Consider the following 22,773-nt stretch of genomic DNA (forward strand, 5'->3'; position numbering starts at 1 on the left):
TTAAACCAGTGCGACTTTCCCCTGCTGCAAGCGGCGCGAGGTGACAAAGCACAGCAGCGGTACCGGTAAAGTAAACAACAACAATAGCCATAACAGCACATACACGGCGTCAACGCCGTCATTTTGCAGGTTGTTGTAGAGTTGCACCGGCATCCCCTGGGGGAAGTAGGCAAAGATCATCACGATACCGAATTCGCCCATAGCACGTACCCAGGCCAGGGCGGTAGCAGAAGCCAGACCCGGTGCCGCCAGCGGCACTGACAATCGCCAGAAACGTTGCCAGGGAGGTGCGCCGAGGGTGCGACCGGCTTCAAGAATTTCTTTCGGCACGCCAGCGAAGGCGGAACGTGCGGCAGTGACAAAGTAAGGCAACGCGCCATACCATTGCGCCAGCACAAAGGCTGCCGGGTTATTCACCAGCGTCATGCCGAACCGTCCCAGTAACTCGCCGGGCAGACTGTAAGGCCCATAGGCACTCACCAGCAAAATCCCCATCGCCAGCGGTGGCGTGAGCAGCGGGATCAACACCAGCAATTCCACGATCAGGCGCGCTTTTCCCCGCGCCTGTGACAGCCACCAGGCCACCGGTAATCCGCTGAGAAAAATCAGCAACAGCGCCACCCCTCCCAGCGCGAGGGAGGTGGCGATGGCATGGCTATCGCCCCATGCCAGCCGCAGATGTTGCCAGTGCGTCACGCCAATCAGCGTGACGAACGGGACAGCCAGCAGCAACAGGGCCGGAAGTGAGAGCCACAACGCGGTGGACTGGCGTTTTCTCATGGCTGGTATAGCACGCCACCTTTCGGTGCCGCATAGCCGTTCTGTTTCAACAGCGCCTGGCCCGGCTGGCTCAGCATAAAGTCAACGAAGGCTTTACCGGCAGCGGTGCCGTTTGGCGCGTTTTTCAGCACGGCAGCGTAATACACCATCGGTTGAGTATGCAGGGTTTTTTCCTCGCCTTTGCTGTCTTTCACCTGGAAACTGACCGTGTCATACCACTGTTTTGCCTGATCCGGGTTGCTCAGGTTGATTTCATCCGGCAGCGCGATATAAGGCAGATGGGCGGAGATCACTTCACTTTCGTAACCGGCCGCAGCATCAACCTGGCCACTCTCAAGGCGCGCCAGCAGGCCACCTTCCAGATGGGTTTGTGCCGGGTTTTGTACCCCGCCCATGATTTTTTCGGCGATGCCCGGCTGGTGGTAATACTTCTCAGCCAGCAGCAGGGTAAAGACAATGTTCTGGCCTTTCGGATCGTTAATTGGGTCGGTGCGGCCAAATTTCAGCCCTGGCGTTGCCAGCACTTTCAGCCAGCTGGCATCGCTGCCTTTGGCCTGAGCAAACTGCTGCGCGTATTTCCCTTTCGGACTGTAGGCGATCACCATGCTGGTGCTGGCAACCGGCACCGCGGTATCGATCAGTCCGGCATCTTTCAGGATCTGCATCGGCCCTGGGGTGATGGAAACAAACACATCGGCAGTGATTTTCTTACTCGCCAGCAGGCGAGCCATGCCGTAAGCCCCCTGGCCTTGCCCCTGGTAATTACCGTTATTTTCTTTAGCAAACGCTGGACCTAACGCCTGGTCCATGACTTTGCCCATCGAACCGGCATAGGTCACACGGATGTCAGTATTTGCCAGGGCATTAAGACTGAGACTCGCGCCTGCGGTGAGCAGTAACGCGCTAAGCAGTTTATGTTGCATTCCATTTCTCGCTATATAATTAGGTAAATAACGATTAACAGGATAAGCATAACGAAGCAAGGAGTAAACTATTGCGAAATATAGCGAAAGGCCCGACGACGCGGGCCTCGGGAGTCAGGCAAGAATCCGTTTTGCCCAGGATTCGATCTCATCACCACTGCCAATATCCCCCTGCACCAGCCCATTGACAATAAAGGTGGGTGACACGTGGATACCGTTCTGGCGTGAATATTTGCAATGCCATTTGATTTCATTCTGCAATTCGGCACGGTCAAAAGGCTCGCGTGCATTGACACCGCTGTATTGCTCCAGACGATCGAGGAGCTGGTTCGGCGTGGTATCCATATTGGGGCCGCGGGCGTGATCGGTGAACTCGAACTCTTCGCGGTGATCGGCCACTGCTTTCAGCACCGCTTTGGCGGCGGCTTTGCCTGCGGGCAGGGTAGACGCGGCAAGAATGTAGCGCACAATCAGGCCGGAATACATATGCCACGGCTGTGATTGCAAACGGATTTTCAGCGTCATCTTCTCTTCGCCGACCAGGTTTAATAACGCATCGAACTTATTAAATGCGCGCACCGAAAACGGGCAGGTTGGTTCGAGAAACACTTCAAACACCTTCGGGCCGTGGCCCCAGACCAGTGGATCGGCATGCAATGCGGTTGACTGACTCATCGTGACTCCCTGTGTAGAGAAAAAGTTTTCCTACTTTGACAAAGCGTTGCTGCGGCGACCAGCACAAGCTCAGGCTTTTTTGTTACAAAGCCATTCCCGGATGACATAATCCGTGCCAGATAAAAATCAGTTTACAGATCCGCGAGCTACGAAATTGTCAGGCGCGATGCCCTTTGCCAGCTAAATAACCAACTATAGTTATCCTACATTTTGATTGTTTCAGGCGCTGCGGCCGCCGCGCCTTTTTTATTCATTTGCCCGGAGCTGAGAGAGATAAAAAAGAGGTTAATTGTGCTTGCCGAAATTTCCTGGAAAATCATCCATCAGGTTATCAATCAAACGATTGCGGAGATGGTGGATGAGCAGCAGACGCTGGATGTGTTGACCCTGCGTGGGCGGTTAAGGGAAATGGCCGAAAACGAGAGCGATGAAGAGATGGTGCTATGTTACTGGCAGGCGATGAAAGTGCTGACGCACCTGCCGCCGACGGTGACAGCCAGTCAGTTGATTGAGGCGGCGCGTAACGCCTTTCGTAGCCCGATTAATCATGACCCGCTTTAACGCTGCTTCGCAGCAGGTGCTAACATAATCGTATGATTATTCAGCATAATAATGGGACATGATTTGATAAACTTCTGTCGTCAGAGACCAACCACTGAGGACAGCAATGAAAATTACGAGCTATGCCGCCATGCAGGCGGGTGAGGCGCTGGTGCCTTACGAATACGAGGCCGGTCCATTGGCTGCCGAGGATGTGCAGGTAGAGGTAGATTACTGTGGCGTCTGCCACTCTGATCTGTCGATGATTGATAATGAATGGGGCGGCTCAACCTATCCGCTGATTGCCGGTCACGAAGTGATTGGGCGCGTGGTGGCGCTGGGGGACGCGGCACAGAATAAAGGGCTGAGTCTCGGCCAGCGTGTCGGTATCGGCTGGACAGCCAAAAGCTGCCAGCACTGTGATGCCTGTATCACCGGTGACCAGGTCAACTGCGAAAACGGTAAGGTCTCCACCATCAATAACCACGGTGGATTCGCCAGCCATCTGCGCGCTAACTGGCAATGGGTGATCCCGTTGCCGGAATCGCTTGATATTGCCACTGCCGGTCCGTTGCTGTGTGGCGGTATCACGGTGTTTAAACCGTTGCTGATGAACAACATCACCGCGACCAGCCGCGTTGGGGTGATTGGTATCGGTGGCCTCGGTCATATGGCGATCAAACTGTTGCGCGCGATGGGGGCGGAAGTCACCGCGTTCAGTTCGTCTGCCGGTAAAACCGAATCGATTCTGGCGATGGGCGCTGACCGTGTGGTCAACAGCCGTGACCCGGAGGCGCTGAATGCGCTGGCAGGACAGTTTGATTTGATTATCAGCACCGTGGCGGTGGATCTCGACTGGAAACCCTATTACCAGGCACTGGCGCGTCAGGGCAAGTTCCACACCGTGGGTGCGGTGATGAAGCCATTTGAAGTTCCGGCATTTAGCCTGATTGTTGGCGATCGTGCGGTTACGGGTTCTTCCACCGGTTCACCGGGTCAGCTGCGTGCGTTGCTGAAACTGGCATCACGCGTTGATATCGCGCCGACCGTGGAAGAATTTCCAATGTCGAAAGTGAATGACGCGCTCGATCATGTCCGTGCCGGTAAAGCGCATTATCGCGTGGTGCTGAAGGCAGATTTCTGACGCCGGGTATTTAATGATCACGGCGCGATGGCTCGCGCCGTGAGTTAAGGTTTACCCCTGTGAATCATCCTTTTCGCCGAGGAAAAAGTACCACAGCGGAATCGACATCAACGCGGTAAACACCGTGGTGTAGAGCGCGATCATAAAGCCCTGAGTCAGATACATGGTCAGTGACCAGCTGCTGAACGGGATACCATATTGTTCAATCACGCCACCGATAATCGCATTACTCATCACTGTGCCGACAATCAGCGCCAGCGCACACAGCCCATACAGGAAGTGACGCATCTCCTTGCGTTTCACGGCAAATCGGGCGCGAATAATGCCAAGCGGCGATTGCTGCGCGGCCAGCAGCACCTGCGCATCAACCGGTGCGCGTTGCTGAGCACGGAAGCGCAGGATATCGACCAGCAAAAACGCCAGCAGACTCACGCCCATTACTGGCAGCGCATAACCGAGCGCCAGTGCCAGCAGCAAACAGGCCCCTTTGGCATAGTGTGGCAACGCCACCCAGGCGGCGGTCAGAGTCTGAGTCGGACTGGCTTCTGCCTGCTGTGGACGACGCAGCCACCACATGCGATAACCCAACACAATCATGGTGCATAAACCCAGACCGAAGGCCGCCAGCAGCAGCTGATTTGCCAGGCCGAACAACACCCCCATGTGCGCATCCACACCCCAGCGTGTCAGCTTCGCCACCAGCGGGAAACGATCGAAATACACATGATCGACGATGGTGAAATCCTGTGGATTCACTGACACGGCATCCACCTGAGTCGGCCAGCTGCGATCGATTTCGCTTACCGTCCATGCCTTATCAGCATTTTTCGGCTGACGTAACTCCAGTTTGGTTGCCGAGATTCCGGCAGCTCGCGCTGCGTGCAACGCGCGATCCCAGTCGCCATCGGCGACATTGACCGGGCCATGTTGTACCGGCATCGCCATCGTCGACATATCCATGCCCGGCATACTTTGATGGTCGGCATGGGGGTCGGCGGCCATCGCAGGTTCATCGTGGTTGAGCGCGGTGTTGACCTGTGGCGTCAGCCAGTTCAGTTCGGTGCGCCAGCGATCAATATTGCCACCTGCCCATTGCGACCAGGTCAGTCCGGTGACGGAGAAAAACAGTAAGCCCAGCAGCAGCGTCAGGCCAAGGGTGATGTGCCAGTGACGGCTAAAGGCAAAGCGTCCACGTGACGTTTTTGCCTTGCGGCGTGGACGCGTCCCCAGCCACAGCAGTACACCGCCGAGCGCTGCCACCCACAGCCAGGAAGCTGCCAGCTCGCTGTAGTTGCGGCCAAAGTCCCCCAACAACAGGCTGCTGTGCAGCAGGTCGATGGTCATGCGCAGTGGCAGCACGCCACTGGTGCCATAGACCGTCATATCGCCTTTCACCTGTAAGGTGTAGGGATCGATAAATACCGAACGTGACTGCGAAGCACCGAGGGAGGGATCGCTGAACTGCACACGCGTGGTATCGCTGGCACCCGGTGCCGGGCGAACGGCATAGATACGTTGTTTCTCACCAGCATAAGCGCGTGCAGCGGCGATTTGTGCCGACAAGGGTTGTGCGTGGTCGCCAGGCTGAACACTTAACGCGTCTTTATACAGCACGTTTTCCAGCTGGGGTGTCAGCACATACAGCGTGCCGCTCAGCGCAGCGATAAAGATAAAAGGGGCGACAAACAGGCCGATATAGAAATGTAAGCGGCGTAGCAAATTAAGCACCGCGCCGCGCGGTGCTACAGAGTGAACAGCAGACAAAGCCGTCTTCCTTGCGATAAAAGAATGCTCAAGCGTCATCCAGCGGGATGCGCTACCGATTGAATCATGTCAGCAGGAGAGAAGGGCAGGCGGTGCGCGCGGTCGGTGGGTTGCGACTTGACGACGGGTCACCGGCGCGATGACGCAGGGCAGCGGTGGGGCGCGGGAAATTACCAGCATCAGCCAGATGAAGGGGATAAACACCCACATCATCAACGGCACATGCACCAGCAAATCACAGTAGCCACAGGCGAATTCGCCATCGTCCATCATATGATGATCCATGCCCGGCATCGCCATATCCGGCATGGCATCGTGATGCATAGGCATGTCGGCCATCATGCTTTGCATGTGGTTCTGACGTTCCAGCAACGTTTTCGATACCACCGGCGCAACAAACAGCAACAACACCGCCAGGATGGCGATGCAGGCAGTCAGGCGCTGGCGAATTGCAGACGAAAACATCATGGCGGAAACGGAGGTTACTGATTAAATTGGGCGGAAGTGTAACGCGATTACCTGTGATGGGTTAAAAAAACTGAAGGCATTGAAGAAATAATTCGCATCTTTTGAAAAAAATCACGTAACACTCAGCTTTTGTTAACCTTAATGCAACCTGACAAGATCAATAGAGAAACATTAAAGCGGAGAAGCAATGAAGATTGTCACCCTTGACGGCGATACCCTGCCGCGTGCGCCACAACGTCCCCAATGGTGTACCGACTGGCAGTATCGCGCCACCACCTCGCTGGCGGAACTGGTCCATGTACTGCATGATGCGGAGATGGTGATCACCAACAAGGTGCCGTTGCGCGCTGATACGCTGCGCCAGCTGCCCGCCTTACGTTACGTCTGCGTGGCAGCTACCGGTTATGACTGCATCGATCTGGCGGCCTGTCGCGAGCGGGGCATTGTCGTCAGCAACGTACCGGGCTACTCCACGCGCAGCGTGGCGGAAGGGGTGATTGCGGCATTATTTGCCCTGCGACGTCATCTGGTGGACTACGTCAACAGCACGCGTAGCGCCTGGCCTGCCTCGTCGCATTTTTGCGTGCATCGTCAGCCGATCCAGGACATCTATGGCGCGACCCTGGGGATCATCGGAAAAGGCGATATTGGCCGCGCCGTCGGCGAGATGGCTCAGGCGCTGGGGATGAAAGTGTTATATGCCGACCGCAAAGGCAGCAGCGTCTTGCGTGATGGGTATGTGCCGTTTGAGCAGGTACTGGCGCAAAGCGATGTGCTGACGCTACATTGCCCGCTGACGCCAGACACAAAGCAGCTGATCAATTTATCCGCGCTGGCGCAGATGAAGCCTTCCGCCCTGCTGATCAACACTGCGCGTGGCGGTCTGATCAACGAAACCGAGCTGGCCCACGCCCTGCGTCAGGGGGTGATTGCCGGGGCGGCGCTGGATGTGCTGACCAGTGAACCACCCGCTGCCGATCATTCGCTATTACAGGCTGATGTACCTAACCTGATGCTGACACCGCATATCGCCTGGGCCAGCCAGCAGGGGGTTGCCAACCTGTTGCGCGGTATTGAGAGCAACCTCGCCGGATTCTGGCAGGGCACTGCGCAAAATGTGGTGAGTTAAGCGCGCGATTAAAAAATCGATCGTCCCAGCCGTTCCGTCAGCATCTCCAGCATCACCGTACCGGCCAGTGAGTTGCCCGAGCTATCCAGCGCGGGCGACCACACCGCGATACTCATTTCTCCGGGGATGACCGCGATAATGCCGCCGCCAACGCCGGATTTTGCTGGCATTCCCACACGCCAGGCAAACTCGCCCGCACCGTCGTACATGCCGCTGGTCATCATCAGCGCGTTGACCTGACGTGCATGACGCGGTGAAATCACCGTGATCTCATCACCGAGGCTGCGCCCATGATTCGCCAGGTAGAAGAAAGTGCGGGCCAGTTCGGTGCAGCTCATCGCCATCGCGCAGTAGTGGAAATAGGTTTCCATCACTTTGCTAACATCGTTGTGGAAATTGCCGAAGGATTTCATCAGCCAGGCAATGGCGGCGTTCCGTGCCGAGTGTTCATATTCGGAGCGGGCCACTACCCGGTCATAATTGATGCCATTGCGCTGCGCCAGGCGGCGCACAATCTCCAGCATGCGCTGACGCGGTGCCGTGAGTCGGCTTTCCAGCAGGTCGCACATCACCAGCGCCCCGGCGTTGATGAAGGGATTGCGCGGTTTGCCCTGTTCCAGCTCCAGTTGCAGCAGCGAATTAAACGCCTGGCCGGAGGGCTCTTTGCCGACGCGCTGCCAGATTTCCGGCTCGTCATATAACGTCAGCGCCAGGGTCAGCGACAGCACTTTCGAGATCGACTGAATGGAAAAACGGGTATCGGCGTCTCCCGCCTGATAACAGGTGCCATCAGCGACATAAATTGCGATGCCTGCCTGATCGGGTGATACCCCCGCCAGCGCGGGGATATAGTCCGCCACTTTTCCCTGCCGGGTCAGCGGACGAACCTGTTCGATAATCTCTTCAAGCAATGCGTTACTGAGTTCAGACACTTTTATGCTCCGTGCATAGCCATTCTGGCCGGGGATGATCGTGACTTGCCGCTTGCGCGTCAATCAGTGACACAAAAAACTGTGAGCAATCAGGGTGAAGCCTGCGTTACAGTGCATTGATTATGCACCGATGATGAGACATCACCATGTTAACCAATCTGTTGCAGGCCTTCCCTGCGGTGGCCCAGGCAGGCAGTGCTGAAACCTTCGAGCAACTTTTGCAACGTCCCAATCTGCGTATCGAACGTATTGTTTCAACCGGCCAGGCCAGCCCGCCGGATTTTTGGTACTGCCAGACGCAGGGCGAATGGGTGTTGGTCGTGCAGGGAGAGGCCGGTTTGCAGCTTGAGGATGAAGCCGAACGGCGATTACGTCCCGGTGATTTTGTTGATATCCCTCCCGGCTGCCGTCATCGTGTGAACTGGACGGCGGCGGACCAGCCAACGGTGTGGCTGGCGATTCACTACGGTGAGTTGCCCGATACAGAAGAACAATAAATTTAAAGATAGAGGATGGCATGTCTGTTACACAACATTCTGCGCAGCCGGAAACGGTGATGCGCGCGGGGCGTTTTCTGTTGCTGCAACGCTTGATGCGGCGCGATAAAACTCCGGTTGCTCTGCTATTACTGGCGGCGCTGGTTGGTATTTTGACCGGTCTGGTGGCGGTAGCCTTTGATAAATCAGTGAACTTTATTTTTCATTCACGGCTGAACTGGCTGGCTGATCAGGCGAGTAATCCGCTGCTAAATGTGCTGTGTGCTTTCTTTGCGGCCGCCCTGCTGGGTGCGCTGGGCTACTGGCTGGTACGACGCTTTGCGCCAGAAGCGGGGGGATCGGGCATCCCGGAAATTGAGGGCGCGCTGGAAGAACTCAGGCCGGTGCGCTGGTGGCGCGTATTGCCGGTAAAGTTTATCGGCGGGATGGGCGCGCTCGGGTCGGGCATGGTGCTGGGGCGTGAAGGTCCGACGGTGCAGATCGGTGGCAATATTGGGCGTATGTGTACCGATATGTTCGGGGTGCGCTCGTCAGAAGCGCGTCATACCTTGCTCGCAACCGGTGCGGCGGCCGGGCTTTCTGCCGCGTTCAACGCACCGCTGGCGGGGATTCTGTTTATCATCGAGGAAATGCGTCCACAGTTCCGCTACAGCCTGATTTCTATTAAAGCGGTGTTCGTCGGTGTGATTATGTCGAGCATCGTGTTCCGCCTGTTTAACGGCAATGAAGCGATTATCAACATTGGTCAGCTTAAAGATGCACCGACGTCCACCTTATGGCTGTATCTGCTGCTCGGCATCCTGTTTGGCGGCTGCGGCGTGGCGTTTAATCGCCTGATTTTCTGGACCCAGGATCAGTTCCAGCGGCTGCATCACGGACGTACCGCGCCCTGGGTGTTGTGGGGCAGTTTGCTGGCTGGTATTTGTGGTGTGCTGGGATGGATACTGCCGGAAGCCATCAGCGGCGGCATCACGCTGATCCCGGATTTCTCTGCCGGACATTTCACCGCGCTGGGATTATTTGCCCTGTTCGCGTTACGCGTGGTGATCACCATCTGCTGTTTTGCCTCTGGCGCACCCGGCGGAATTTTTGCGCCGATGCTGACACTGGGTACCCTGCTTGGTACCTGTTTTGGTCAGCTTTGCGCGCATTGGTTTCCTGGTTATCAGCTGGAAGCGGCGACGTTTGCCGTCGCCGGAATGGGAGCGCTGTTTGCCGCCTCGGTGCGAGCACCGCTGACGGGCATCGTGCTGGTACTGGAGATGACCAATAACTATCAGCTGATCCTGCCGATGATCATCACCTGCCTTGGGGCCACGCTGGCGGCGCAATTCTTTGGTGGCAAACCGCTGTATTCGTCGTTGTTGGCGCGCACGCTGGCGAAAGCCCAGCGCCGCGAAAATGCGACGTAGCGGCTGTCGTTCAGGGCCGCTTACCCACGCTGTGGGTAAGCGTGGTCCATTTACGCGCCTGCTCGCTCAGGCTGAAACCGAGGCCGTGGCGGTCAGAAATCAGCATGCGCCCATCACGCAGTTCCAGCTGTTCATTGAATAGCGGATTGAGCCACTCAAAATGTTCCAGCCAGGGTTCAATCGGGTAGGCGGCCGCCAGATGGATATGAATCTCCATGGCGAAATGCGGGGCCAGCTTGCGGCCGTGACGGGCCGCCAGATCCATAATCTTCAGAAACGGTGTGATACCGCCGACGCGTGGCGCATCGGGCTGAACGAAGTCGCTGGCGTTGCCAAGGATCAGTTGTTCATGCTCGCGGAAGCTGGTGAGCATCTCACCGGTGGCAATCGGGGTATCCAGCGCTGCGGTCAGAGCCGCGTGCCCCTCAACATCGTAAGCATCCAGGGGTTCCTCAATCCACACCAGATTGAATTGTTCCATTTTGCGGCCCATGCGAATGGCGGTTTCACGATCCCATTGCTGGTTGGCATCGACCATCAGCGGGAAATCATCGCCCAGCGTCTGACGTACCGCTGCCAGGCGACGCAGGTCTTCTTTGGTGTCAGGCTGGCCGACTTTGATTTTAATGCCGCCGATGCCGTTCTCGCGTGAAATGGCGACGTTCTTCAGCACCTGATCGAGTGGGGTATGCAGGAAGCCGCCCGAGGTGTTGTAGCACTGCACCGAATCGCGATGCGCCCCGAGTAGTTTCGCCAGCGGCAGGCGGGCGCGTCGTGCTTTCATATCCCACAATGCAATGTCGAAGGGTGAAATAGCCTGCACGGCCATGCCACTGCGACCCACTGATGCGCCTGCCCACAGCAGTTTGGTATAGATTTTATCGATATCGTTAGGATCTTCTCCGAGTAACGCATCGGCGATTTCGCAGGCGTGAGCATAAATACCCTGGCCTCCGGCACGTTTGGAATAGCTGAAACCGATACCCTCAAAGCCATCACGCGTGGCGATTTCCGCCACAATGATCGCTACTTCGGTCAGTGGCTTCTGGCGTCCGGTCAACACCTTGGCATCGCTCACTGGCGTCGCCAGCGGCAGAAAGGCCAGCGATAAATTGACCCAGACGATACGGTCGCCACTTTCGGCAGCGGTGGCGGCACCCTGCGCTTTGGCATAAGTCACTGCGGCGGAATTAACACCTGACATGCGAGTCTCCTGTTAAAATGATTGCGCTAACATTTTTGCTTCGAAAGGACTATGCGCCAGGATGTTAGTTCGTTAATGTTCACATGATCACATTTTCGGCATTGCGAAGAAAAAAATGATAGCCCTAACATTTACCGGGGAACGCCGTTTTACGTTATGCTAGCCGCTGGTTTTCTCCAGGCTAAGTGGCAATGAAACAACGCAATCTGGCGCGCAAAGGTGCGCCGACGCTGGAAGATGTGGCCCGGGTGGCCGGTATTTCACCGATGACAGTCAGCCGTGCGCTCAATTCGCCCCAGCAGGTCCGGCCCGCTACGGTAGAGAAGGTGCTGGCCGCCGTACAGGCCACCGGCTATATCCCGAACGCACAGGCGGGTAGCCTCGCCACCAATCGCAGCCGTTTGATTGCCGTGGTGGTGCCGCAAATTAACAACAACATGTTTGTTGATACCATTCAGAGCCTCAATGACACCCTCAGCGCGCAGGGTTATCACATGCTGTTGTGCGTGACCGGCTATGAGGCCGAGACTGAGGCGGAAACCGTTGCCACGTTGCTATCGCGTCGGCCCGATGGGGTGGTGCTGACCGGTATCCATCACAGCAGCCAGCTGAAGAAGGTGTTGTTGCAAGCCGATGTGCCGGTGGTGGAGATTTGGGATATGACACCGACCCCCATCGATATGCTGGTAGGCTTTTCTCATGAAAAAGTCGGCGCATGCGTAGCGGCCTATCTGGCGCAGCGCGGGTATCAGCGACCGGCGTTGATCTGGACTGACGATCAGCGTGCATTGCAGCGTAAGCAGGGTTTGCTGGAGGCATTAAAAGCGCAAGGCATCGCTCTGCTTGTCGATGCACCGGTCGCGCTGCCCGCGCTGATGACGCGTGGTCGTGAAGCCTGCGCTGAGGTATTGGCGGCCCATCCCACGGCAGATGTACTGGTATGCAGTTCCGATACCCTGGCGCAGGGTGCGCTGATGGAAGCGCAGGCGCGCGGCCTGGTGGTTCCCAGACAGCTGGCGGTAATTGGTTTTGGCGATCTCGATTTTGCCGCCGCTAATTTTCCGGCGATTTCTACGGTGCGTATCGATCGTCAGGCGATGGGCAGGCTGGCGGCACAGCAACTGCTGAGCCGTTTGCAGGGCGAAGCAGTGACTACGCCAATTATCGATATGGGTTTTACCATGATTTCCCGTGATTCGGGCTAAGGCACGTGATCCTCATCACTGGTGAAAAATATTTTCCATGTTATAAATTGTGGAAATTTTATTTCATTTGGAGAGGAAACCTTTATGTCATCATCGCTTAGCCTTGAAACCCTGTTGCAACAGGAAGCGGAACACCGTCTGCCGCAGTTTGACTTCGATCTGGCCTGGCAAATCGGTCAGAGCATCCAGCAGCGTGGCCGTGAAGCGCAGGCACCCATCTCGATTGAAGTCTATGCTTTTGGTCAGGTGCTGTTTCTGGCGGCGTTGCCAGGATCCTGTCCGGATAATCTGGAGTGGATGCGACGCAAAAGGAATACCGTATTGCGTCATGGTCACTCTTCAATGTATGTGGGGCTGCTTAACGAGCAGAAGGGTGAGAGGATGGATCGGCAGGCTTTTATCAGCCAGGCGGATTACACCGATCACGGTGGTTCTTTCCCGCTGCTCAATCCTCAGGGCGCGATTCTCGGCGCTGTCAGCGTCAGCGGTTTACCTTCTGAAGATGACCACGCGTTAGCGCTATGGGGGATTGCCCAGCTGCTGCGCTGAAAATAGGTCCAGAGATCCGGTATAGGCAGTGTAAGGCATGGCCGGATAGAGGAAGCCATGCTCACGGCTTCAGGTGAGAGCGTCGTATATGCAATTCTCCCTGCGTCCAGACGCCACCCGGGGTGGCACGATCGTCAATCAGCCGGTTTAAGGCTTCTTCAATTAACAAATCAATGCGCTGGTTATAGGTGGTGAGTTGCCAGCCGGGGAGGGCGGCTTCCTCGATACCATCAAAACCCACTACCGCCATATGTTTATTGCCAGCGCCCTCGCGCAAGGCTTCCAGCGCACCCAGCGCCAGCGCATCGTTCTCACAGAACAACGCGTCAATGCGATCGGCAGGCGCGTGGGCATTGAGATACTCCGTCAGCACCGTATAGCTGCGCTCCTGGGCGTAGCCACCGGCCGTCAGCATCACTTCCAGCGTTAACCCCGCCTCCGTCAGCGCCAGCTGTAAACCATCAAGACGCTGCAAATGGTTGTTGCTGGTTTCTGGCCCATGCATATAACCAAAGCGTGTATATCCCTGTGCCAGCAATAGTTCGCCCAGCTGTTTACCTGCGCGCAGATCATCGATTTTCACCACATCGATGCCCGGCACATCATTGTTGCGGCACAGCTGCACCAGCGGGATATGGTGCAGTTCCTGCGCGATGCCCACCAGTTCTTCCGTCAGTACCGTGCCGAGGAACAGCAAACCATCAACCTGCAATTGATCCGCTAGCATCATCACCGATTTATGATTCTCGCTATTGGTGATGTTGAGCAGCAGGGCCATGTAGCCGCGTTTCTGCAACTGGTTGGTTACCGTATCAATCAACAGTAGCGAATGCGGATTCCTCATCTCATCAATCACGACCCCAATAATGTGCGTCTTCTTTTGCGACAGGCTGCGCGCCAACAGGTTAGGGCGGTAGCCCAGCTCAGTTGCCACGGCCAGCACGCGTTCACGCGCTTTGTCGGAGATTGACGCACCTGGCGTAAAGGCACGCGATACCGTCCATTTCGACACGCCCGCCTGGCGTGCAACATCGCTGGCGGTGGCTTTGTGGGGTTTTGCGATGGGTTTGCTCATAGCACCTGCATATCAGAGTTGGCGAAAGATCCCTGCATTGAACGTGAAACCCAAGCGAAAATAAACACCCAAAGCGCGTTTGTGCGTCGAAACCTGTCGCGAAATAACCCTGTTTTTATGATGTTGCGATTATGTTTTATCTTTGCACCCGATTGCAATGTTTTTTTGCAATCGGGTGCAAATGATTAACATTTTGTGATCGCTTCCGCTGATTTACATTTTGCCGGATTGACTAAATTTTCGCTGTGGACGACATTTTCGCCAGTACCTCCCCTGAAGATATGACTGTCCGTCTCTTTTTTTTACTTATTTTGCACCCGGGTGCAAAAGAGTGGAAATCAGCAGTGTCGCTCTTTCGGTCGGATCATAACACCATGACCCTACAGGAAATGACCATGAAGACTGTGAAAACGATAGTTCTGATATTATGTGCACTGGCTATCGCCAGTGTGCAGGCTAAAACCTGGCAGGTGGGCGTTGCATTGGCCAATTTCGACCTCAATTTCGTCTCGATTCTACGTACCCAGATGGTACATGAGCTGGATAGCTCAGGCATGAAAGGGCAGTTCTCCGATGCCAAAGGCGATGTGGCCCTCCAGGTTCAGCAGGTGGATGATTTTATTAACCAGGGCGTTGACGCCATTATTCTCAACCCGGTAGATACCCAGGGGGTAAGGCCGATGATGGAGGCGGCCAGACGCGCCAATATTCCACTGATCTTTGTGAATCGTAAACCGGAGGTGAAGCTGGCTGGGCAGATGGCGTATGTCGGTTCCGATTCGGCTCTCAGCGGTAAGATGGAGATGGAAGCGTTGGCGCAACGCATGAACTACAAAGGCAATGTCGCCATCATCATGGGTGCGTTGTCGAATGAAGAGGCGCGTGAACGCACCCGCGCGGTGGAAGAGGTGATTGCTGCGCACAAGGATATGAAGGTGGTGGAAAAGCAGACCGCCAAATGGCAGCGCAACGAGGCGGTGGATGTGGTGTCCAGCTGGTTACTCAACGGTACGCCGATCGATGCCATTGCCGCCAACAACGATGAAATGGCGATTGGGGCCATTATGGCGCTGAAGCAGGCGAAAAAGGAACACGTACTGGTGGCGGGCATTGATGGCACGCCGGACGGTCTGCAATTTATTAAAAGCGGTGACATGGCGGTGACCATCTTCCAGGACGCGAAAGGACAGGCCACCGGTGCGGTGCAGGTCACCAGGGCGATGCTGGATAAACAGAAAACCGCCCCCTACAACTGGATTCCGTATGCCACGGTGACCCAGGCCAATTACCTGCAGTTTGAACAGAAAAACCAGAAATGAACCCTTACCTCTGACCTCAATTGCACCCGAGTGCAAATAATTAAGGAATGGCTATGCAAAATGGTGAAAAGAAGATCCCTCGTCCTTTACGCTGGGCAATGATTGGTGGCGGGCGTTTAAGCCAGGTGGGCTATAAACATCGCTCCGGCGCGCTGCGCGATAACACCGCTTATCAGCTGGTGGCCAGTGCGTTCGATATTGATGCGGAACGTGGCCGTGATTTTGGCGTCAACCTCGGAATGAACGCCGAACGTTGCTACAACAACTATCAGCAGCTGCTGGCAGAAGAGGCGCAGCGTGATGATGGCGTTGAAGTGGTGACCATCGCCACCCCTAACGGCACGCATTATGAGATCACCAAAGCAGCACTTAATGCCGGGATTCATGTTATCTGCGAGAAACCGCTGTTTTTCACAACTGAGGAAGCACAGGAAATTAAGGCCCTGGCGGCAGCGAAGGGGTTGATTGTCGGTGTCACTTATGGTTTCTCCGGCCATCCTTTACTGATGCAAATGCGGGCGATGATCGCCAAAGGCGATATTGGCGAAGTACGCATGGTCGAACTGCAATACACCCACGGCTTTAGTGCCAGCGATAGCGCCGACAAATTCAGTGATGCGCAAAAATGGCGTGTTGACCCGAAAATTGCCGGGCCTTCTTTCGTGCTGGGCGACATCTCTACCCATACTTTCTATATCTCGCAACTGGTGCTGCCGCAGCTGCATATCCAATCGCTGTTATGCGATCGCCAGAGCTTTATCCCGTCGCGCGCCCCGCTGGAAGATAACGCGCTGGTGTTGATGCATTACGACAACGGTGCCGTGGGCCGCATGTGGGCGTCATCGATCAACGCCGGTTCGATGGATAGCCAGAGCATTCGCGTGATTGGTTCGCGCGCCAGCCTGGAGTGGAGTGACTACAACCCTGGCGAGCTGAAATATGAAGTACAGGGACAGCCGAACCAGATACTTCATCACGGTATGCCGTATCTCGATGACAGCGCGCTGGCGGATGAACGCCTGGGTGCGCTGCACACCGAAGGGTTGGCGGAGTCATGGGCCAATATCTACCTCAAATTTGCCATTGCCATCAGCGCCACGCAGCGCGGCGATCAGCAAACCCTCGACAGCTTGATCTATCCCGATATTAACGCCGGTCTGGAAGGGGTGCGCTGGATCGAAAACTGTGTCCGTTCGGCGGATAACGGTGCCTGCTGGGTCAACTATCAATAAGGAACCCTCATGAGACTCTCTTTTTGTACTGATAGCCTCGGGCATCTGCCGTTTGCAGCGATGCTGGATAAATTGCTTGAATTGGGCGTGTATGGCGTTGAAATGACCACCGGGGGCTGGTCATCGGCACCGCATCTGCGCACGGAAGAACTGCTCGCCAACGCCAGTCAACGTCGGCAGCTGCTCCAGGCGCTGGAAAGCCGTGGTATGACGATCGCGGCGTTGAATGTATCGGGTAATCCGCTGGATGTTGGCGAGCTGGGGCAGCGTCATAAACGGGACACCGAACAGGCACTGGCGCTGGCCGGTGAGCTGGGCGTGGAGAAAATCGTGATGATGAGCGGCCTGCCGCCCGCCAGTCCTCACGACACCATCCCAAACTGGATCACTTACACGGTAAGCTGGCCGCCAACGCTGAAAAATTGCCTCGATTATCAGTGGAATGAAGTAGCGATTCCCTACTGGCTGGGGCTGGTAGAGCAGGCGAAAGCCAGCGGTGTTGCACGTTTCGCGCTGGAGAACTTTAGTTCGATGCTGGTGTGGAACCCTGAAACCTTGTTCCGTTTGCGCGATGCCGTCGGGCCGATGGTCGGTTTAAACCTCGATCCCAGCCATCTGTTATGGATGGGAGGTGACCCGATTGCAGCGGCGCGGGCGCTTGGCACGGCGATTCACCACGTGCACGGTAAAGATGTGCGACTGGAACGCGGGCTGGTGAATATCAACGGGCTGCTGGAAACCAAACCGGTGGAGGATGTTGCCAATCGGGCCTGGAACTATGTTGCGGTGGGCTGCGGCCAGGATCTGCAATGGTGGAAGGCGTTCTTCTCGGTGGTGCGTATGGTGGGCTACAACGATTGGGTCTCACTGGAAATGGAGGATCTCACCATGTCGGTGGAGGCAGGTGTCACCTCGTCAATCGCCGCCCTGCAACAATCCATCAGTCAGTAAATTCATTAACACGGCGGGCGATAGCTCGCCGTGTTCTGTACATCCCGCCGCGCCTGCCCGATACTTCGTATTTATACGTACTATTGAGAGACAGCTTATGACCAGACATCCACCGCGCGCAGAGATTCGCCTGGAAAACGTGCTGGCGGCGCTGGGCAACCCGATGCGGATGACGGTGGTCAGCATCCTTGCTGATGGTGGTGAGCATACCTGCGGTTCGTTGTTGCAGGGCGTGTCGAAATCCACGCTAACCCACCACTGGCGCGTGTTGCGCGACAGTGGTGTGATCTGGCAGCGGCCCTCCGGGCGTGAAAACCTGTTGTCACTGCGCCGGGAAGATTTGAATGCCCGTTTCCCCGGGTTGGTGGAGGCTTTGCTGGCGGCAGCCGAGCAGGATGCACTCACGCGCGCCACCCTCGCTGATTTTCATCCCTGAAGCAGGTTGCATTTGCCACAGAGTGGCAACAATCGCTGTTGCGCGAGCTGGAACGACAGGAAGCGCAAGCTGCGGTACTGGCCTGATCAGAGATGGCGCGCCCGGCCTGCCAGGGGGGCCATCACCATTTGTATCGCGGCAATCACCACCAGCAATGTCAGCGGCAGCAGCCAGTTGCCGCTGACGTCGTGCAACATGCCAAAGCACAGCGGCCCCAGCGCTGCCAGACCATATCCTACGCATTGTGCCATCCCCGATAGCTTCGATGCCTGGCGATGATCCTGGGTACGGAGATTAAATAACGCGAGGCAAATCACCATTGATGCACCCGCACCCAGGCCCGCCAGTACCAGCCACAGCAGGGCCAGCGACGGAGCCAGCAGTAAGCCCGTTACCGCAATAAAAATCGCCAGCGAAGCTGCAAAGCCAATGGCACGTTGATCGCGGAATTTTTTCAGCGCGCTCATACAGGCCAGGTTGGCGACAATCGCCACAATTTGATAGACGAACAACATTCCACCGGCTTCCAGCTGGCTGATACCGTTGTCCTGCGCAAAGGGGGTGAACCAGCCAATCAGGGTGTAAAAGGTCAGCGACTGGCAGGCCATAAATAACGACACCTGCCAGCCGATGGTGGAACGCCACGGTGAGCGTGTCAGGGATTGGGCTGATGCGGTATGAGGATGTGCTGCGTTTTTTTTCAGGAGTGGCAGCCAGGCCAGCAGCGCGACGATAGCGGGGACTAACCAGACGCCCAGGGCCAGATGCCAGCCTGCACCAGTGAGTTGCGCCAGTGGCACCGCCACGCCTGATGCGATGCTGGCGGTGATCGCCATGGTGGTGGCATAAAGGCCGATATAACGCGCGGTGTGAGCGGTGAAGTCGCGCTTGATGAGGGGTGGCAGTAAGACGTTGGCGGCGGCGATACCGGCGCTGAGCAACAGCGTACCGGCCCATAACGCGTTTTCACTGCCGCTGATACGCAGCAGCGAGCCCAGCGTAATCAACAGCAGCGCCCCCCATAAACTGCGCTCCAGTCCGAAACGGTTGCCCAGCCAGGCCGCGGGTGGGGCGAGAGTGGCAAACATCAGCAGCGGCAGGAAATTCAGCACGCCTGCGGCGCTGGCACTCAGGCCAAAGGTCAGGCGAATATTTTCCAGCACCGGCCCGGTGGCGGTGATCGGCGTGCGCAGGTTGGCCGCAGTCAATAGCAGCAGGAACAGGAAAAAGCCGGAACGGCGCAGGGCAGGGTTTGCAGAGAAAATAGTCTGGGTCAATTTTTCGCACCATAGAAAAAGGCAGAACAATTCTGCTCATGGTGCGTTGGTTGACGTTAACGCTTACGCAACGGCAGGTTGCCGTTGGGAGTCGGTGATACTAACGAGGCCGGAAGGGGATGTAAAGGATCATCTTAAACGTAAATGGCGGGCCTGCACCCGCCAGCGGCCATGATTATTTGGCCAGTAACGGCGGGATGGAGGGCACTTCCGGCGCATTGTCGATATCACTTTGCGTCATACGGAAGGCTTCCGGGTAATGCTCGCGCTGAGTACGTCGGGCGGGTTCGGTATCGCGCCAGGTGTACAGGCAGTGCTGGCACTGGAATACCGTCCAGACTCCTTTCACCGGAGATGTTGCCATCGTTTCAATATGTTTGTCAGCACAACGTGGACAGATCATTTGTGGCTCCTTATTTGCGATTCGCCAGTAAGACGGTAAGTTTTTCCACCCATGCGGCGGTTTCCGGCAGATCTTTCACCGGCTGGCTGTAATGACCACGGGTATCCGGCGCAACCGGCGTTGTGGCGTCGATAATCAGTTTGTCAGTGATACCCGCAGGGCTGGAGCCGGGGTCCAGTTCCAGTACCGACATATTTGGCAACTGAACCAAATCACCGGCCGGGTTAACTTTTGATGACAGCGCCCACATCACCTGGGGCAGGTTGAACGGGTCCACATCTTCATCAACCATAATCACCATTTTGACGTAGCCCAGCCCATGGGGGGTGGTCATGGCGCGTAGCCCTACCGCGCGGGCAAAGCCGCCGTAACGTTTTTTGGTGGAGATGATGGCGAGCAGGCCGTGGGTGTACATGGCGTTCACCGCCTGCACTTCCGGGAAATCGGCCTTCAGTTGTTGATAAAGCGGTACGCAGGTCGCCGGTCCCATCAGGTAATCAATTTCTGTCCACGGCATACCCAGATACAGCGATTCGAAGATCGGTTTGCTGCGATAAGAAACCTTGTCGATGCGTACCACCGTCATGTTACGCCCACCAGAATAGTGGCCGGTAAATTCGCCAAACGGACCTTCAATCTCCCGTTTACGTCCTTCAATCACCCCTTCCAGAATGACTTCTGAACCCCAGGGGACGTCGAAGCCGGTCAACGGGGCAGTGGCGATGGGATAGGGGCTTTCGCGCAACGCGCCTGCCATCTCATATTCAGACTGGTCATAGCGTAATGGTGTGGCACCCATCAGGGTAATAATCGGGTCGTTCCCCAGGGTGATGGCAATCGGCAAGTCTTCGCCACGTTCTTCGGCTTTATGCAGATGCAGGGCAATGTCGTGCATTGGCACCGGCTGTAAACCCAGTTTACGTTTGCCTTTGACCTCCATGCGATAGATGCCGACGTTCTGTTTGCCAAAGTGGTCGGGATCAAGCGGATCGCGTGAAACGACACAGGCTTTGTCCAGATAGAAGCCGCCATCACCGTCGTTCAGTCGAAACAGCGGCAAAATATCGAACAGGTTGATGTCGTCGCCATTCACGGTGTTTTCCGACCAGGGGGCATTTTCCCGACGCTCCGGAGCGACCGGGAAGTGGTCCCAGCGGCGAATAAATTCGTCTATCTGTTGTTTGACTGGCGTATTAGCGGGTAATCCGAGCGAAATCGCATGGTTTTGCCAGGAACCAATGGTGTTCATGACCACGTGCGCGTGGTTGAAACCTTTTATATTGGTGAATGAAATCGCAGGCGCGCCTTCGCCAATCCGCCCGGTGGCATTGGCAGCAGCGGCGATATCAGGTTCTGCCTGAACTTCTTCTTCAATATTCAGTAGCTGCCCTTGTTCATCAAGGGCTTGCAGAAAACTACGCAGGTCATCAAAGGCCATTCTTAACTCTCCTGTTTCAGGACATCTTGTGAATTGGTTGCGCGTAAACCCTGCCAGCGGCGGGCTTTGGGAAACTCAATGCCAAACTGATCGAGCACGCGCGCTACGATGTGGTTAGTGACGTCATCAATGGTTTCGGGATGGTTATAAAAAGCGGGCATCGGTGGCACCATCGCGACGCCGAGGCGGGAAAGGGCCAGCATATTTTCGAGGTGAATGGTGCTGAGCGGGGTTTCACGAGGCACCAGCACCAGCTTACGACCTTCTTTGAGCACCACATCGGCAGCACGTCCTACCAGGCCCTCGGCATAACCGGAACGGATACCGGCCAGCGTTTTCATGCTGCAGGGGATAATGATCATCCCATCGGTGCGAAAAGAACCGGAAGAGATGGAAGCGGCCTGATCCGCCGGGCTATGCACGACATCTGCCATCTCAGCAACATCGCGTGCGCTATAGCGGGTTTCCAGTTCAATGGTGGTTTTTGCCCATTTGCTCATCACCAGATGGGTTTCCACCTCTTTGATGGGTTGTAGTGCCTGGAGCAGTGCAACACCCAGGGGAGCACCGGTGGCTCCGGTCATGCCAACAATCAGTCTCATAGCATCCTCTGAGAATATTGTTCGTATACGAACGTTATGATTAAACTAACAGCCACAATGGGAGCTGTGCAAGCGTTTGGGGTAAAAAAAATTCGTATACGAATTTTATGTTCAAAACCGGATGAGTTAAGCGGATTGGCGCTACCAGCACTTGTTGCATTACAATCAATCGCTTAAGCAACTTCATTTCAGCCGCAGGCGACATCATGCAAAAAGAATTGGGTAATGTATTTTTTCATTTGATGCGGGAACTGCTTCAGGAGCACACCGCTTTATGGCAGAAATCGCTGCCGGAATTGACCAAACAACAATATGCGGTGTTGTGTGCAGTTGAGGAACAACCGGGGATTGAGCAACTCGATCTCACCGAGGCCGCGTTGAGTACCAAGGCCACCCTGGCAGAATTACTGGTGCGGATGGAGAAGAAAAACCTGATTGAACGGCAGCAGGGCACCAGTGACCGACGCCGCCGGTTTATTTTCCTGACCTCAGAAGGAAAAAAAGCATTAAGTGAAGCCCGGCCGATTGCGGAGCAGGTAGATACTTTTTTTCTTTCCCGGCTCGGAGAACAGCAGCAAAGCGACGTGGTGATATTGCTGAAAACGATGCTGGGAAAGGGAGAACGAGGTTAATTATAAAATTCAGCAGCGTTATCAATATGAAACGATTTTGTTTCTTCGGGTAATTTCGCGACTACCTTCACTATTTCGGATCTAAATGCTTGCTGGAATAAGCGAATTTGAGGGAAGGTTATTACAGGAATAAGAACCAGGCGCAATAAGGATGGCCTGAATAACTTTCATCTTCAGTCAGCAGGG

At 55.7% G+C, this 22,773-nt stretch carries 24 protein-coding genes; 12 read left to right on the forward strand and 12 right to left on the reverse strand.

Features of this window, described 5'->3' with window-relative positions:
* The 3 genes from RCF31_RS22585 to RCF31_RS22595 form a co-directional block, all read right to left on the reverse strand.
* Positions 1-780 (reverse strand): molybdate ABC transporter permease subunit, encoded by a 780-nt coding sequence (locus RCF31_RS22585; protein ID WP_313682906.1) that lies wholly within the window; start codon positions 778-780, stop codon positions 1-3.
* Positions 777-1,703 carry an extracellular solute-binding protein gene (locus tag RCF31_RS22590; RefSeq protein ID WP_084880424.1) on the reverse strand — a complete coding sequence of 309 codons (927 nt, stop codon included), beginning with the start codon at positions 1,701-1,703 and terminating at the stop codon, positions 777-779. Before RCF31_RS22590 ends, RCF31_RS22585 begins: the two co-directional genes overlap by 4 nt.
* 114 nt (positions 1,704-1,817) lie before the next feature.
* Complete coding sequence (locus RCF31_RS22595; RefSeq protein ID WP_416413495.1) at positions 1,818-2,378, reverse strand: DsbA family protein; 561 nt, start codon at positions 2,376-2,378, stop codon at positions 1,818-1,820.
* A gap of 291 nt (positions 2,379-2,669) precedes the next feature.
* On the opposite strand from RCF31_RS22595, the gene RCF31_RS22600 reads away from it, so the two are divergent.
* Positions 2,670-2,939: a hypothetical protein gene (locus RCF31_RS22600; RefSeq protein WP_084881206.1), complete on the forward strand. Its 270-nt coding sequence runs from the start codon at positions 2,670-2,672 to the stop codon at positions 2,937-2,939.
* A 106-nt stretch (positions 2,940-3,045) separates the two neighbouring features.
* Positions 3,046-4,062: an NADPH-dependent aldehyde reductase Ahr gene (gene ahr, locus RCF31_RS22605; protein WP_299450569.1), complete on the forward strand. Its 1,017-nt coding sequence runs from the start codon at positions 3,046-3,048 to the stop codon at positions 4,060-4,062.
* Positions 4,063-4,113: 51 nt separating this feature from the next.
* Here the strand turns inward: ahr and RCF31_RS22610 are convergent, their stop codons facing one another.
* A complete protein-coding gene (locus RCF31_RS22610) occupies positions 4,114-5,865 on the reverse strand; it encodes a DUF2534 family protein (RefSeq protein WP_416413496.1) in 1,752 nt (583 codons plus the stop codon).
* A 30-nt stretch (positions 5,866-5,895) separates the two neighbouring features.
* On the reverse strand, positions 5,896-6,294 hold the full coding sequence (locus tag RCF31_RS22615; RefSeq protein WP_416413497.1) for a DUF2946 domain-containing protein: 399 nt from the start codon (positions 6,292-6,294) through the stop codon (positions 5,896-5,898).
* Positions 6,295-6,481: 187 nt separating this feature from the next.
* Between RCF31_RS22615 and RCF31_RS22620 the strand changes: the two genes are divergently transcribed.
* Positions 6,482-7,423 (forward strand): D-2-hydroxyacid dehydrogenase, encoded by a 942-nt coding sequence (locus RCF31_RS22620; protein WP_416413498.1) that lies wholly within the window; start codon positions 6,482-6,484, stop codon positions 7,421-7,423.
* 8 nt (positions 7,424-7,431) lie between these two features.
* On the opposite strand, the gene glsB is transcribed toward RCF31_RS22620, so the two are convergent.
* Positions 7,432-8,355: a glutaminase B gene (gene glsB, locus RCF31_RS22625; RefSeq protein ID WP_416413499.1), complete on the reverse strand. Its 924-nt coding sequence runs from the start codon at positions 8,353-8,355 to the stop codon at positions 7,432-7,434.
* Between the two features lie 146 nt (positions 8,356-8,501).
* On the opposite strand from glsB, the gene RCF31_RS22630 reads away from it, so the two are divergent.
* Positions 8,502-8,852, forward strand: a complete 351-nt coding sequence (locus tag RCF31_RS22630) for a cupin domain-containing protein (RefSeq protein ID WP_416413500.1) — start codon at positions 8,502-8,504, stop codon at positions 8,850-8,852.
* 20 nt (positions 8,853-8,872) lie between these two features.
* Positions 8,873-10,264 carry a H(+)/Cl(-) exchange transporter ClcA gene (clcA, locus tag RCF31_RS22635; RefSeq protein WP_416413501.1) on the forward strand — a complete coding sequence of 464 codons (1,392 nt, stop codon included), beginning with the start codon at positions 8,873-8,875 and terminating at the stop codon, positions 10,262-10,264.
* Positions 10,265-10,274: 10 nt separating this feature from the next.
* On the opposite strand, the gene RCF31_RS22640 is transcribed toward clcA, so the two are convergent.
* Entirely contained in the window at positions 10,275-11,468 is a 1,194-nt protein-coding gene (locus RCF31_RS22640; RefSeq protein WP_416413502.1) for an L-talarate/galactarate dehydratase, read from the reverse strand.
* Positions 11,469-11,659: 191 nt separating this feature from the next.
* Between RCF31_RS22640 and RCF31_RS22645 the strand changes: the two genes are divergently transcribed.
* Both RCF31_RS22645 and RCF31_RS22650 read left to right on the forward strand, forming a co-directional pair.
* Positions 11,660-12,673, forward strand: coding sequence for a LacI family DNA-binding transcriptional regulator (locus RCF31_RS22645; RefSeq protein ID WP_416413503.1), 1,014 nt, complete (start codon positions 11,660-11,662; stop codon positions 12,671-12,673).
* Positions 12,674-12,757: 84 nt separating this feature from the next.
* Positions 12,758-13,222: a heme-degrading domain-containing protein gene (locus RCF31_RS22650; protein WP_084880455.1), complete on the forward strand. Its 465-nt coding sequence runs from the start codon at positions 12,758-12,760 to the stop codon at positions 13,220-13,222.
* A 61-nt stretch (positions 13,223-13,283) separates the two neighbouring features.
* On the opposite strand, the gene RCF31_RS22655 is transcribed toward RCF31_RS22650, so the two are convergent.
* Positions 13,284-14,297, reverse strand: coding sequence for a LacI family DNA-binding transcriptional regulator (locus tag RCF31_RS22655; RefSeq protein WP_416413504.1), 1,014 nt, complete (start codon positions 14,295-14,297; stop codon positions 13,284-13,286).
* Positions 14,298-14,692: 395 nt separating this feature from the next.
* On the opposite strand from RCF31_RS22655, the gene RCF31_RS22660 reads away from it, so the two are divergent.
* The 4 genes from RCF31_RS22660 to RCF31_RS22675 all read left to right on the forward strand — a co-directional run bounded on the left by RCF31_RS22660 (position 14,693) and on the right by RCF31_RS22675 (position 18,235).
* Positions 14,693-15,616: a substrate-binding domain-containing protein gene (locus RCF31_RS22660; protein ID WP_416413505.1), complete on the forward strand. Its 924-nt coding sequence runs from the start codon at positions 14,693-14,695 to the stop codon at positions 15,614-15,616.
* A 53-nt stretch (positions 15,617-15,669) separates the two neighbouring features.
* Positions 15,670-16,848, forward strand: a complete 1,179-nt coding sequence (locus RCF31_RS22665) for a Gfo/Idh/MocA family protein (protein WP_416413506.1) — start codon at positions 15,670-15,672, stop codon at positions 16,846-16,848.
* A gap of 9 nt (positions 16,849-16,857) precedes the next feature.
* Entirely contained in the window at positions 16,858-17,799 is a 942-nt protein-coding gene (locus RCF31_RS22670; RefSeq protein ID WP_416413507.1) for a sugar phosphate isomerase/epimerase family protein, read from the forward strand.
* A 97-nt stretch (positions 17,800-17,896) separates the two neighbouring features.
* Positions 17,897-18,235 carry an ArsR/SmtB family transcription factor gene (locus RCF31_RS22675; RefSeq protein WP_084880468.1) on the forward strand — a complete coding sequence of 113 codons (339 nt, stop codon included), beginning with the start codon at positions 17,897-17,899 and terminating at the stop codon, positions 18,233-18,235.
* A gap of 86 nt (positions 18,236-18,321) precedes the next feature.
* On the opposite strand, the gene RCF31_RS22680 is transcribed toward RCF31_RS22675, so the two are convergent.
* The 4 genes from RCF31_RS22680 to RCF31_RS22695 all read right to left on the reverse strand — a co-directional run bounded on the left by RCF31_RS22680 (position 18,322) and on the right by RCF31_RS22695 (position 21,955).
* The gene (locus RCF31_RS22680; RefSeq protein WP_416413508.1) at positions 18,322-19,512 is read right to left on the reverse strand and encodes a CynX/NimT family MFS transporter; all 1,191 of its coding nucleotides are present in this window, start codon (positions 19,510-19,512) and stop codon (positions 18,322-18,324) included.
* Positions 19,513-19,687: 175 nt separating this feature from the next.
* On the reverse strand, positions 19,688-19,915 hold the full coding sequence (locus RCF31_RS22685) for a non-oxidative hydroxyarylic acid decarboxylases subunit D (protein WP_416413509.1): 228 nt from the start codon (positions 19,913-19,915) through the stop codon (positions 19,688-19,690).
* A 10-nt stretch (positions 19,916-19,925) separates the two neighbouring features.
* Entirely contained in the window at positions 19,926-21,353 is a 1,428-nt protein-coding gene (locus RCF31_RS22690; RefSeq protein WP_416413510.1) for a non-oxidative hydroxyarylic acid decarboxylases subunit C, read from the reverse strand.
* A gap of 2 nt (positions 21,354-21,355) precedes the next feature.
* Positions 21,356-21,955, reverse strand: a complete 600-nt coding sequence (locus RCF31_RS22695) for a non-oxidative hydroxyarylic acid decarboxylases subunit B (RefSeq protein ID WP_416413511.1) — start codon at positions 21,953-21,955, stop codon at positions 21,356-21,358.
* Between the two features lie 206 nt (positions 21,956-22,161).
* On the opposite strand from RCF31_RS22695, the gene RCF31_RS22700 reads away from it, so the two are divergent.
* Entirely contained in the window at positions 22,162-22,587 is a 426-nt protein-coding gene (locus RCF31_RS22700; RefSeq protein ID WP_416413512.1) for a MarR family winged helix-turn-helix transcriptional regulator, read from the forward strand.
* Positions 22,588-22,773: the final 186 nt, after the last annotated feature.

Origin of the sequence: Pantoea sp. App145 (assembly GCF_047947045.1) — a bacterium.
Taxonomy (GTDB): Bacteria; Pseudomonadota; Gammaproteobacteria; order Enterobacterales; family Enterobacteriaceae; genus Pantoea.

Coding starts and splice junctions, on each gene's coding strand:
- RCF31_RS22640 (WP_416413502.1), bottom strand. CDS start 11,468: ATGTCAGGTGTTAATTCCGCCGCAGTGACTTATGCCAAAGCGCAGGGT.
- RCF31_RS22675 (WP_084880468.1), top strand. CDS start 17,897: ATGACCAGACATCCACCGCGCGCAGAGATTCGCCTGGAAAACGTGCTG.
- RCF31_RS22630 (WP_416413500.1), top strand. CDS start 8,502: ATGTTAACCAATCTGTTGCAGGCCTTCCCTGCGGTGGCCCAGGCAGGC.
- RCF31_RS22650 (WP_084880455.1), top strand. CDS start 12,758: ATGTCATCATCGCTTAGCCTTGAAACCCTGTTGCAACAGGAAGCGGAA.
- RCF31_RS22645 (WP_416413503.1), top strand. CDS start 11,660: ATGAAACAACGCAATCTGGCGCGCAAAGGTGCGCCGACGCTGGAAGAT.
- clcA (WP_416413501.1), top strand. CDS start 8,873: ATGTCTGTTACACAACATTCTGCGCAGCCGGAAACGGTGATGCGCGCG.
- RCF31_RS22685 (WP_416413509.1), bottom strand. CDS start 19,915: ATGATCTGTCCACGTTGTGCTGACAAACATATTGAAACGATGGCAACA.
- RCF31_RS22655 (WP_416413504.1), bottom strand. CDS start 14,297: ATGAGCAAACCCATCGCAAAACCCCACAAAGCCACCGCCAGCGATGTT.
- RCF31_RS22585 (WP_313682906.1), bottom strand. CDS start 780: ATGAGAAAACGCCAGTCCACCGCGTTGTGGCTCTCACTTCCGGCCCTG.
- RCF31_RS22595 (WP_416413495.1), bottom strand. CDS start 2,378: ATGAGTCAGTCAACCGCATTGCATGCCGATCCACTGGTCTGGGGCCAC.
- RCF31_RS22615 (WP_416413497.1), bottom strand. CDS start 6,294: ATGATGTTTTCGTCTGCAATTCGCCAGCGCCTGACTGCCTGCATCGCC.
- ahr (WP_299450569.1), top strand. CDS start 3,046: ATGAAAATTACGAGCTATGCCGCCATGCAGGCGGGTGAGGCGCTGGTG.
- RCF31_RS22660 (WP_416413505.1), top strand. CDS start 14,693: ATGAAGACTGTGAAAACGATAGTTCTGATATTATGTGCACTGGCTATC.
- RCF31_RS22665 (WP_416413506.1), top strand. CDS start 15,670: ATGCAAAATGGTGAAAAGAAGATCCCTCGTCCTTTACGCTGGGCAATG.
- RCF31_RS22700 (WP_416413512.1), top strand. CDS start 22,162: ATGCAAAAAGAATTGGGTAATGTATTTTTTCATTTGATGCGGGAACTG.
- RCF31_RS22670 (WP_416413507.1), top strand. CDS start 16,858: ATGAGACTCTCTTTTTGTACTGATAGCCTCGGGCATCTGCCGTTTGCA.
- RCF31_RS22610 (WP_416413496.1), bottom strand. CDS start 5,865: ATGACGCTTGAGCATTCTTTTATCGCAAGGAAGACGGCTTTGTCTGCT.
- RCF31_RS22695 (WP_416413511.1), bottom strand. CDS start 21,955: ATGAGACTGATTGTTGGCATGACCGGAGCCACCGGTGCTCCCCTGGGT.
- RCF31_RS22690 (WP_416413510.1), bottom strand. CDS start 21,353: ATGGCCTTTGATGACCTGCGTAGTTTTCTGCAAGCCCTTGATGAACAA.
- RCF31_RS22590 (WP_084880424.1), bottom strand. CDS start 1,703: ATGCAACATAAACTGCTTAGCGCGTTACTGCTCACCGCAGGCGCGAGT.
- RCF31_RS22620 (WP_416413498.1), top strand. CDS start 6,482: ATGAAGATTGTCACCCTTGACGGCGATACCCTGCCGCGTGCGCCACAA.